Source organism: Bacillus sp. FJAT-50079, from assembly GCF_018343515.1.
Classification (GTDB): Bacteria; Bacillota; Bacilli; order Bacillales; family Bacillaceae_C; genus Lederbergia.
Genome location: NZ_JAGYPD010000006.1, coordinates 215,860 through 227,865, shown reverse-complemented (window position 1 = coordinate 227,865; position 12,006 = coordinate 215,860). Strand labels below are relative to the sequence as shown.

Here is a 12,006-nt window from a genome sequence, read left to right as displayed (position 1 = left end):
TCAGCTCACCTATAAGGGATCATATTCACATTTCATCCCATACCAAAGTCCAAGTAGTACAATGAATATCTCTACCCAAGTTATAATATCAAATTTCAATCTTTGTTTTAAACCTATCCCGCAATCAGAGAGGCGAGCGAATCTAAAAATAGTATGAAAATGACAACATATTTGTGACATTCTTCCTCTAACTCCTTATTTCCCAAAGAAAAGCAGAGCCATTTGACTCTGCAAAAAACGTTCCTATTCGCCTAACTCGACTTCATTTTCCGAATAAGAAACCCAATCCGAATAGCTGCCGGCATATAGTTTTACATGTTCAAATCCAGCTTCAAGCAAGGCAATAATGTTCGGTGTGGCTGTGACTCCTGATCCGCAATAGACGATGATTTCGTCCGATTTCTTAAAATCTTTGAAGCGTTTTTCTTGTTCCTGCTTATCTTTCCATCTTCCATTCGCAAAGCCATCCGTCCATTCTCTATTCACCGCATTAGGAATATGTCCAGGTTTAGCATCAATCGGCTCCTCAAGCCCAAGATAGCGAGAGCGTGCGCGTGAATCTAGCAATATCGCTTGCTGATCCGCGCTGCTCTCTTTTACTTCTTCATACGTTGCAAGCATTTGTGTTTGTCTATCCATATGAAATGTCGTCCGTTCATATGTTGGTATCTCTTTCGCCGTCGAATAACCCGCCTGTTTCCATTCAGTAAATCCTCCATCTAATACGTAGACAGATCGATGGCCGCTATATCGCAGCATCCACCAGAAACGGGAAGCAAATGCCCCTTCGCCATCATCGTACGCGATCACAGTTACTTCCTCATTTATGGCTGCAAGTTCAAGTTGCTCTCGAAAAACGTCCATATTTGGTAAGGGGTGCCTTCCCCCATGTGCTTCGACCGGTCCAGAAAGATCCTCGCCAAGATCAAAATAAACAGATCCTGGAATATGCTCTGCTTCATAAGCATGTTTCCCATACAAAGGATTATCCAATGCATATCGACAATCAACAACTCTGATCTCTTTGCTTGTTATGTTGTTTACTAGCCATTCGCTCGATTTAATAAATTGCATCTTTACTCCCCCTTATTACCCAATTCAATTAACCCGTCGCGAATTCTTACCCAATCATCCAGTTTATCGGAGTGATCAAATGCCGCCAGCATTACGTTATATTGATCTTCTACATCGGTTTGAATCGATGCGAGCATTTCCGCAAAACGTTGTTCAAGCAAATCACCAAAATGGGTTTTGAAATGTTCCAGTTCGTTTTCAATATACATATCCGCTAATGGGCTCAATGATAGTTGCAGTGCTTCTTCCATCCGCTTCTTTTCATTTTTTTCAAAGAAAGCTTTCGGATTTTTAAAATATTTGAATGTACTTTCTAATTGCTTTTGATCGTTTTCTGAAAATGGAGCGTGAAATGGCAATGTTGCATTGCTTTCCCATTCAAATGCGGAAAGTGAAAGTTCTGCTTGTAATGATTGCAATTCCCGTTCCATCAATTGAAAGCGTTCAGCTAAACGTTTGCTTATGAAGCGCTCGACTCGAAGTGAAGTTGCTCTCATTTCCTGGACAAAATCATAGCTAGTCGATGCAAGCAATTCCTCTAATGCCTTTTTTAATAAATGGCGTTGGTTACTCGTAAGCAATGCCGGGTTAAATGCCTCTTTAAAGAAATCTGGGAATCGGTAAAATACTCTTTGCTTCACATAATATAAAAGCTCCTCTATTTCCTGAGTCATCCGCTCGGTTAATGTTCCTAGCTGAGCTTCTAGTAACCATGCTTTTACCCGCTCGCGCGTATCTATTAATTCTGCTTTTCTTCTTTCTTTCTCATGTTCATTTTCGCTCGCTGTTGCGATTAATTGCTCAAGCATTGAAACAGCCCTGTGAAACGAAGCTTCGGCAGCTTGAACAGCCATTTTCTGCAAATCTGCCTCCAAGAAATGATGAAAGGCTTGCTCGAATTGACCAATATTTGATGCTTCTCTTCCTTCGGATTGCTGGGCAAGCTTGCTAGAAACACCAAATATGCGCGGAAAACGAATACCGTATTCATTAAGCTGGTCTTCTACATAATGCAACACTTCGTCAACCTCTGCATTCGAATGGGCCAAATCAATGGCATTGACAATAAAGAACATTTTATCTAATTCAAACGCGTCTTTTACACGCCCTAATTGAATTAAAAATTCACGATCCGCTTTTGAAAAGGCATGGTTATAATACGTCACGAAAAGAATCGCATCAGAATTTTTAATATAGTCAAAGGCGACGCCTGTATGGCGGGCATTGATTGAATCGGCTCCTGGTGTGTCTACGAGCGTGATTCCTTGTTTTGTAAATGAGCAATCATAATATAGATCAATCGTTTCAACAAAACATGATTGTGATTCATTAGCGACAAACTGGCGAAAGTCTGCCAAGTTCGTCTTGATCGCATTTCCTAATTGCGGATGAAATTGCTCATAACCCTGATGAAACGCAGCTAAAAATGATAAATGAATATGGGCCGCACCTTCTGTATTTGCCGTCGCTAATACGTTCGGAATGATCGCATATGCGTCAGCTAGCGAATGACAGTCAAAGCCAAACATTTGCAATGATTGCCGAATGTCTTCTTCCATCTGTTCTGCCGTCTTTAAGCGGACATTCGCAGTTCCATGACGATATCCTGCATTTGGCGGGCAAATCCGGTTAATCGCTGCTGTTGTTGGATTCGGAGAAACAGGCAGAACATTTTCTCCTAACAAAGCATTGGCAAAGGATGATTTTCCAGCACTAAAAGCACCAAATAAAGCAATCGTATAATTTTTCTCTTTTAAACGCTTCGCTCTTTGCATTAATTGTGCTGTCATTCTTTCGAAGCTTTGTTCATTTCGCAAATAAGCTACGGCATGATCTAGTTTCCTAATGACATCATTGATAGGAATTGTCTCCGTTTGAATTTCCTGCTCTTGTTTTACGGCCAATTGCATCTCTCGTTCTACCGCGCTCTTTTTGTGAAGCGATTCCGAGTAAAGCCGCACATTTTTCTCAGCATGTTTCCATTCATCAAGGAGTTCATTAAGCGTCTCTTCTTCATTACCCGTTTGTTCCGTCATCATCGCTTGCTTATTTTCGTAAAATATTTCCATCTCAGCGATCTGCTTCACCGCATCTGTCGCCTTTGTTACACCATTTAATTCTTTCTGAAGCGCTGCCTTATCTCCTTTTATTTGCTCATTGATCACACTTATGATCCGTTCAATCAACCGATCGATTTCCTTTTCAGCCACTTTTTTAACATCATGGGCAACATCATTACAATAGTTTAGTACCGATTGACCGGTTACACCTGCTCCTTTTTTAATGAGATCGGTGAAACGTTGATCTGGAAATGGAACTGATAATTGCTGGGCGGCTACTTGTAAATCATCATCGGCAAGCTGTGCTTGCACAAGAAATTGCGCAGCCATTTGCCGCATATGCCATTCGAGCTGTGATTCAATCTGTTTGCGCACACTTGCAGCAAAGCTTTGTAAACGGCTGCTTCTTTCAGCTTCTGTCTTCTTTTTGCTAAATAAAAGTCCTACTTTGAAATCCGCTTGGGCCGCAAGCAAAAATTGCTCCGCTAACTCCCGTGTTTCAGCTGGCATTAAATAAGCATTTTTCAATAATTGCGCACGCTCTAATTCAAATTGATTTTCCAGATCATTCGCTTTATTTGAATAATTTTCAAATTCATTTCGCAATTCTGTTTCTTTTTCAAATATGCAAGCAAGCTCCTCTTCTGAATAGGAAGCTAAAATATGGTCATACGGAGCAATCGCTTCTGCTTTTTGCTCATCTAGCCAGTTTCGATGTTCCTCTTCCATTCGATCAAAAGCCGCATCAATCGTATTGTTCAGCCATTGATCGTGATAACGTAAGGCGTCATCAATTAACTGCTTCACCGCTTCAAACTCGTTTTCTGGATGATCAGGCGCTTTTAATGATGTAAAAAACATCCCCTCTGGTTGGACATTCCATGAGGCAAATGATTCATACACAGACTGTTTAAACTCAGAAAACGAAAGCTCTGCCTCATTATGCTTATCAATTTGATTAATAATTAAATAAAGCTTAACCCCATGTTTGAGTAAATTTTTCGTATACATGAAATTAAGTTCAGATTGAACATGATTATAATCCATCACATAAAAAACAAGATCTGCTAAATGAAGGGCAGATTCCGTTGAAATTCGATGGGCATCGTCAGTCGAATCAACCCCAGGCGTATCCATTACCGTAACCCCGTCTGGAAGCAATGTATCAATCTTACCAATCTCCACCTCAACGACATCACCGTTTTTACAAAAATCCTTCACCGTTTCAAAATCATAAGCACCTTTAAAAAGTAAAGGTTTTTCTGTTTGATAATAGATTTTCGCATAATCTTCATCTGAGCGGTGAACGTTAACGAGATTCGCACTCGTCGGAATTGGGCTAGACGGCAACACTTGACCCCCGATTAACGCATTGATCATTGTTGATTTACCCGCAGAGAAATGTCCGCAAAAGGCGGTGATGAATTCATGATCGTGTATTTTTTTAATCAGTTTTTTTGCTTTATCTGCTCGTTCCAGATCACCATGTAATAAAAATCGCTCTAACAATGTAACTGTTTTTTGAAGCTGTCTGTTCTTTAAATCAACTTCCACTTGTTTCAGCATGCTGTAAACGGCTCCTTATCATTCAACATTTCGGGTAGTTCTATCTTCCTTCTATTCTACCTAATTATTCAGTTTTTTGATATACGCTCATTTCCAAAAATAAAAAAAGAATATTGCATTTGCGCAATACTCTTTCTTCATCAAAACTGTTCCCCATAATTCGTATGTTCCCGCAATGCTTTTTCTTCCGCAGCAATTCTAACAGCAAGAATCCACTGATTTAAAAGAAAAAAAATAATCGCTGTTATGTATGCCTGACATAGGAGCGGGATAACGAGTAATTCGATCGTAACGATAATATAATTTGGGTGTTTTACATATTTAAATGGGCCTGTTTTTACAATATGAGCACCGGGAAGGACGATAATTTTTGTATTCCAATATTTACCGAGTGTCGTGATCACCCATATTCTTATACACTGAGTAATAATAAAAATTAGTAATAAGATCATCCAGTATGGACTCCACATTCGGTGAAAATAGAAAACTTCCGCGATTAAAGAAAGAAAAAAACAGAGATGGAGCAATACCATATATGGATAATGCTTAATTCCATATTCTATCCCACCTTGCTTCTTCATCCATCGTTCATTGCTTTTAGCTATCCTTAGCTCAATGAAGCGTTGAGCCATAATGAATAAAACAAAGAAAGTAAACATCATTATGACCACCGCAATAGAAGAAGCTCTGAGCTAAATCCTGGTCCAAGCGCGGTGATCAAGCCATAATCACCTACATTGATTTGTTCTTCCAAAAATTTTTGTAATACAAATAGGACGGTGACGGATGACATATTTCCATATTCATTTAATATGGTCCGGGAGTGCTTGGATTTTTCCGGATCTAACCGCAAAGCCTTTTCATAGGCAGCGATCACTTTCTTTCCGCCCGGATGTGCGACAAAATGAGCAATATCTTCTTTATCAATCCCGTTGCTTGTTAAAAATTGCTGGACATTCGGTTCTAGCCATTTTTCAACAATCGAGGGTATGCTTTTAGAAAACACGACGTACAAACCGTGATCTTTTATATCCCAGCCCATTACATTAAGTGAGTCAGGCATTAATGTCGATTGAGTGGCGATGATTTTCGGCAATGGCTGTGAGCAATTCATTCGATGAACCTCATCACCAGTAATAAGAACAGCAGCTGCCCCATCTGCAAACAATGATGCACCAATTAAATTACTTTTGCTTATATCATCCTTTTGAAAGGTTAAGCTGCATAATTCCACGGCAACTAGCAATACTTTCGCACCCGGATATGCTAAGCAATATTCATACGCTCTTGATAAACCAGCAGCTCCTCCTGCACAACCAAGCCCCCAAATCGGCACTCTTTTCATATGCGGAGAAAAAGGCAATTGGTTCATTATTCGGGCATCAAGACTCGGTGTCGCAATGCCTGTCGTCGTAACCATAAAAATCGCATCAATTTCATTGTAGGCAAACTTAAGATCGGCCGCATTCATACATTGTTGAATGGCTTCAATCGCAAGTGTTTCAGCCTCACGAATAAACGCTGTATTTTTTTCAGAAAAGGAATGATCCTCTTTATACCAGTCAATGCTTTTGACAAAATGACGCTTCACTATGTCACCATTATGAAAAACATGTAATAAGCGATCAAGGTCCTTGATCGAATCGGAAAATAATTGCTTCGTTAATTCCATCGTTTCTTGCTGTGAAATCGCAAATGATGGAATTCCAGTACCTACCGAAATAATTCGCGGCATATGGTTCGCCCCTTTCAATGTCATCGGCTTAGTTTATAGCAATATTAACCTTATCAGGATACCCTAATCGCTTCATTTTTAACTATTTTTCTTTAATTGTTCCAATTGCTGAAAAAAGTTTGGATACGAAATCGAGATTGCTTCGCTATTGGCAATTTCTGTCTCACCTTGTGCTAGACAAGCAGCGATCGCGAGCATCATGCCGATTCGATGATCGCCACGACTGTCAACATCGCTCGCGGCATGCAGTGAAGACTTTCCATAAATCTTCATCCCATCTTCTGTCGCTTCAATGTTCGCTCCCATTTTTTTCAGTTCTTCAACAACGGCATCAATTCGATTCGTTTCCTTTACTTTTAGTTCGGCAGCATCTTTTATAATCGTTACCCCTTCTGCTTGCGTAGCGGCAAGCGCTAGGATCGGAATTTCATCAATGAGTCGCGGAATGATTTCCCCACTAATTTCGACTGCTTGCAAATTTGACGTACGGACAGTAATATCCGCAGATGGCTCAACAGCTTCTTCATTTACGTTTTCAATTGTCAAATCCGCTCCCATTTGTTGAAGCACATCAATAATTCCCGTTCGCGTTGGGTTCATCCCAACATTTTGCAGCGTGATTTGACTATTTGGCAAAATCGCTCCGGCAACTAAAAAGAAGGCAGCGGATGAAATATCACCTGGTACATTTATTTCAGTTGCGACAAGCTTTTGTTTTCCTTTAAGTGATTTCTTCAAGCCATCCTCATTCACCTCAACTCCAAAAGCTCTTAACATCCGTTCCGTATGATCTCTTGATGCCTCTGGTTCTGTCACAGATGTTTCACCTTCTGCTTGTAATCCCGCAAGCAGGACGGCTGATTTCACTTGCGCACTTGCGACTGGTGATTGATAATCAATCCCCTGTATGCCGCCGCCGCGTATACTTAATGGTGTAAATGATCCGTTTGATCTTCCATCAATTTTGGCGCCCATTTGTTTTAACGGCACAGTTACGCGATCCATCGGGCGTTTCGCAATTGATTCGTCACCAATAACATTTGTATGAAACGGAAGATTAGCTAGAATGCCTAATAATAAGCGGATCGTCGTTCCTGAATTTCCAACATCTAAAATATGTTCAGGCTCCTTCAATCCTTCTAGACCTTGACCATCAATTTCTACATAATCACCATCTTGAAGAATGTTCACGCCTAATTTACGAAAACAGGCAATCGTATTTAAACAATCGTCCCCTGTCAGCAATCCTTTTACGATCGTTTTTCCTTGGGCAATCGACCCGAACATAACCGCACGATGCGAGATCGATTTATCTCCCGGTACACGTATAACCCCTTGTAATTGTGTACGTTCTTCTGTCACTACTTTCGCCATCTTTTTCACTCCCTACATACTAATATATGTCTCATATCCCCTTGCTTCTAGACTGATCCTTGCTTTCTCCATGTCCTCTAATGTTTGAAAGCTAAGCCGCAAGACACCATACACATCTTCACGCGCCTCAATAATTCGGATATTTGTAATACTAATGTTTTCCTCTGCAAGTAACGATGTCACACTTGAAATGACACCTGGTTTATCGAGCACATCTACATATAAATCATAAAATGCTGTAATCGCCCCTCGCGCTCTTACTGGTAAGGAATCGCGGAATTTTTTTGCTCCAGAGAAATAATCATATAAATGCTCGCTATTCCCTTCATGAATGAGCCCGCGAACTTGATCCATCTCCTTCATCCATTCATCAATTAATGATAATAGCATTGGTTGATTGTGGCGAACGATATCACGCCACATTTCTGGGCTGCTCGAAGCGATTCGCGTAATATCCCGGAAGCCACCAGCAGCAAGGAAGTTCACATGCTCATTTTTCTCTGAATAGGACTGGACGTGTCGTACCAAGCTTGCTGCAATGACATGCGGGAAGTGACTGACAACTCCAGTGACTAAATCATGCTCTTGTGCATCCATTATAATGAAGTTTGCCTTCGTCCCTCTCAACCATTCTTTTAATTCAGCAACTGCTTCAGGTCTTGCTTGTTTCGATGGAGTTAATACATAGAAGGCATTTTCAAATAAATGAGCTTTCGCACTGCCAGGCCCAACTTTGTGGGACCCAGCCATTGGATGTCCGCCAATAAACGCCGCGTTTCCATTAAAAAGTGCTTCTGCTTTTTCCATTAAACGGCTTTTTGTACTACATACATCCGTAATAATTACATTTTTTTTCAACGTAAGATTTTCTAGCGTTGATAATATCCGCTCTGCCTTTTCAACAGGACAAGCTAGTATGATCAAATCTGCATTGCCTGCTTCTTGTTCAATAGACTCTGTATAACGATCGATAATATTCATTTTTTCCGCCAACTTACAGTTCTCCTCATTAACATCAAAGCCTGTAATGTTGACATCATGTTCTTTTTTAATTGCCAGTGCAACGGAGCCGCCGATCAGACCGACTCCAATTAAAAGTATGTGCTTTCTTTCTTCCATCTTGTCACTGCCTATCCTTGTTAAACTTTTACAACAAGCATCTCTTTCAATAATTGCTTTAATTCATCATTATCTTTCTCCGCACCGACTGTAATTCGGATACCGGTAGGAAATGGGCGAACGATGAAGCCTCTTTCAAGCAAATATTGAAATACTTCTCCACTTGTTTTTCCTGGAATGTTTATAAAAATAAAATTTCCTAATGACTGATAATAAGAAATACCATGCTTATCAAAAAACTGATAAAATTTTTCTCTCTCGGTCGCATTGCGCTCAACGCTTGTTTGCACAAATTCAAGATCATCCAGTCCGGCAATTGCCGCTTCTTGTGCGAGGACAGATGTATTAAATGGCAGCCTCGCTACTTCTAATTGCTGAATCAAGCTTGCTGCGCCGACACCATAACCAATTCTAAATGCGGCCAGTCCGTATGCTTTAGAAAATGTTCGCAAAACCATTAAGTTATCATATTGAGCAACGAGCGGAATCGTTTGCGGGTAATCTTCCGCTGTCGCATATTCGTAATATGCTTCATCTAAAACGACAAGCACATCAGCTGGAACACGCGCTAAAAATTGATCAAGTTCATCTTTATTTACATATGTGCCCGTTGGATTATTCGGATTACAAATCCAGACGATTTTCGTCCGCTTATCAACTGCTGCTAACATACCTTCTAAATCATGGCAGCCATCTTTTAAAGGCACTTCACGAATTTCGGCATTTTCAATTACAGCATGATGCTTGTATTGCGGAAATGTACCTTGTGCCATTACCGTATTCGTTTCAGGCGATAAAATCGCTCTGCTTAAAATTTGAATCAGTTCATCTAATCCACTTGAAAAGATAAGCTGATTTTCAGCCACTTGAACATGTTTTGCGACCTTTGCTCGTAATTTTGAAGCTGCACCGTCAGGATAGATAGCAAAGTCTTCAATATTTGTAATCGCCTTAAGAACATGTGGTGAGCTTCCGTATGGATTTTCGTTCGAAGCTAATTTGACGATTTTTTCTAAACCATATTGTTGCTTCACTTCATCGGTCGTTTTTCCTGGAGCATATGCCGTTAATGTTTGAAGCTGCTTTTTGATCATAATCGGTTCCCACTTTCATTCATATTTTCTTTAAAGGCTAAGTTGCATGATATCCAACGGAGGTTTAACTTGAATCAGCAAATCTTTTTGTACCGACAGCAAGGTACAAAAAGATTTAAATTGTGATACAGCATTCAACCTGCCACTTATCAAAGTGAGTGACTTCCGCTAATTCGAGTTAAAATTGCAATGAATATTCTTTATGCCTCTGTATGTTTTCTTTGATCGCATCCATACGATCACGGCCAAATTGATCTAGTAATGCTACGGCAAGCTCCCATGCGATCACTGATTCGGCAACGACACTTGCTGCTGGCACTGCACAGCTATCAGAGCGTTCTATGCTTGCTTTGAAAGGTTCTTTTGTATCGATGTCAACACTTTCAAGTGGTTTATATAAAGTTGGAATTGGTTTCATGACCCCTCTAATGACGATTGGCATTCCCGTCGTCATTCCACCTTCAAAGCCACCTGCATTATTCGACCTGCGCGAATAACCATTTTGCTCATCCCAAGTAATTTCATCGTGAACTTGGCTTCCTGGCTTCTCAGCCGCTTCAAACCCGATTCCGATTTCCGCACCTTTAAATGCATTAATGCTCATCATTGCGCCACCAAGCTTTGCTTCCAGCTTTCGATCATAATGAACATAGCTGCCGACACCAATCGGCATTCCTTCTGCGATCACTTCCACAATCCCGCCGATTGAATCGCCGTTCTCCTTTGCTTCATCAATTGCCCTCATCATTTTTTCTCCCGCTTCCTCATCAAGGCAACGAACCGGAGAGGCTTCCGTGATTTCTTGCAATGACTTAATCGAATCATATGGCAATCTTTTCGCTTTCACTCCACCAATCTCCAATACATGACCACCGATGTGAACACCAAGCTCACGTAAAATGACTTTCGCAACCGCCCCTGCTGCTACTCTCACTGTCGTTTCTCGAGCTGAAGATCTTTCCAAAACGTTTCTCATATCACGGTGTCCGTATTTTAATGCGCCATTTAAATCTGCATGGCCTGGACGCGGTCTCGTTAATTGTCTTTTTACTTCTTCACGCTCTTCTTCACTAATTGGGGCTGCTCCCATAATTTTTGTCCAATGTTTAAAATCATTATTTTGAACAACAAGTGTAATTGGTCCCCCAAGTGTATAGCCATGTCTTACACCGCTTAAAATTTCAACCTCATCTTTTTCAATTTGCATTCTTCGGCCACGGCCATACCCTTTTTGTCTTCTTGCCAGCTCATCATTAATCATTTCTGCTGTTAAATATAAACCCGCTGGCACCCCTTCAATAATCGTTGTTAATTGCGGTCCATGTGACTCGCCTGCTGTTAAATATCTCATCATTATTCCTCCAGTCATCTTTTCCTTAAAATACAAAAATCGCCCCTGCATTTAGCAGGGACGATTAAATATCGCGGTACCACCCTAATTGTGGACATACGTCCACCTCTCATCAAATGGATAACGGCTCTACCGTCTTTTTTTACTGATTTAGCAAGTGGCTAAACGTTCTAAAAAGAAGCTCGAGGGAGTAATTCACATTCAAATCTGTGCTGATTTTCACCATCCACCAGCTCTCTGACTTTACAATGATAGGAATGCTACTGTGCCCTGTCTTTGCTTTTTTATTGGCTATTTAGATTTAATTTTTATCATAAGCGAACGAAATTGTAAAGTGATATTTCGTTATTTTCTAAAAGATTTTATAATAAAAGCGCAAGGGGCTTGTCTAGTGACGTACAAACTGCCCAACAGGATGTTGGTGCGTCGACGTTCCTTAAAGTATACACGGCGAAAGAGCCGATGTTGACTTATCGTAGGAAGAAGAGTGAAGTTCGTTAGTCGCTTAGAGCTAGACACGGAAGTCTGATTTTTGAAATGAAAACAATAAAAATTATATATTCTTTACTTTCAAAAAAGACAATTTCAATCATTTTATCATGTTGTCATTAGCTTTTACTTTATATATTCATT

General features: G+C 40.4%; 8 protein-coding genes and 1 other annotated feature. All 8 genes read right to left on the bottom strand.

The window, feature by feature from the left end; all coding sequences use genetic code 11:
• Nucleotides 1-243: 243 nt before the first annotated feature.
• The 8 genes from KHA95_RS17285 to aroC all read right to left on the bottom strand — a co-directional run bounded on the left by KHA95_RS17285 (nucleotide 244) and on the right by aroC (nucleotide 11,373).
• A complete protein-coding gene (locus KHA95_RS17285; RefSeq protein WP_213138806.1) occupies nucleotides 244-1,074 on the bottom strand; it encodes a sulfurtransferase in 831 nt (276 codons plus the stop codon).
• A gap of 2 nt (nucleotides 1,075-1,076) precedes the next feature.
• Nucleotides 1,077-4,700 carry a dynamin family protein gene (locus KHA95_RS17280; RefSeq protein ID WP_213138805.1) on the bottom strand — a complete coding sequence of 1,208 codons (3,624 nt, stop codon included), beginning with the start codon at nucleotides 4,698-4,700 and terminating at the stop codon, nucleotides 1,077-1,079.
• 140 nt (nucleotides 4,701-4,840) lie between these two features.
• The gene (locus tag KHA95_RS17275) at nucleotides 4,841-5,359 is read right to left on the bottom strand and encodes an isoprenylcysteine carboxyl methyltransferase family protein (protein WP_349305498.1); all 519 of its coding nucleotides are present in this window, start codon (nucleotides 5,357-5,359) and stop codon (nucleotides 4,841-4,843) included.
• A 2-nt stretch (nucleotides 5,360-5,361) separates the two neighbouring features.
• Nucleotides 5,362-6,435, bottom strand: coding sequence for a type III polyketide synthase (locus KHA95_RS17270; RefSeq protein ID WP_213138803.1), 1,074 nt, complete (start codon nucleotides 6,433-6,435; stop codon nucleotides 5,362-5,364).
• A gap of 78 nt (nucleotides 6,436-6,513) precedes the next feature.
• Nucleotides 6,514-7,809, bottom strand: a complete 1,296-nt coding sequence (gene aroA, locus KHA95_RS17265; protein ID WP_213138802.1) for a 3-phosphoshikimate 1-carboxyvinyltransferase — start codon at nucleotides 7,807-7,809, stop codon at nucleotides 6,514-6,516.
• A 12-nt stretch (nucleotides 7,810-7,821) separates the two neighbouring features.
• Nucleotides 7,822-8,928 (bottom strand): prephenate dehydrogenase, encoded by a 1,107-nt coding sequence (locus tag KHA95_RS17260; protein ID WP_213138801.1) that lies wholly within the window; start codon nucleotides 8,926-8,928, stop codon nucleotides 7,822-7,824.
• 20 nt (nucleotides 8,929-8,948) lie between these two features.
• On the bottom strand, nucleotides 8,949-10,025 hold the full coding sequence (gene hisC, locus KHA95_RS17255; protein ID WP_213138999.1) for a histidinol-phosphate transaminase: 1,077 nt from the start codon (nucleotides 10,023-10,025) through the stop codon (nucleotides 8,949-8,951).
• Between the two features lie 175 nt (nucleotides 10,026-10,200).
• On the bottom strand, nucleotides 10,201-11,373 hold the full coding sequence (aroC, locus tag KHA95_RS17250) for a chorismate synthase (RefSeq protein ID WP_213138800.1): 1,173 nt from the start codon (nucleotides 11,371-11,373) through the stop codon (nucleotides 10,201-10,203).
• A 53-nt stretch (nucleotides 11,374-11,426) separates the two neighbouring features.
• Nucleotides 11,427-11,659, bottom strand: a binding site (T-box leader).
• Between the last annotated feature and the right edge of the window lie 347 nt (nucleotides 11,660-12,006).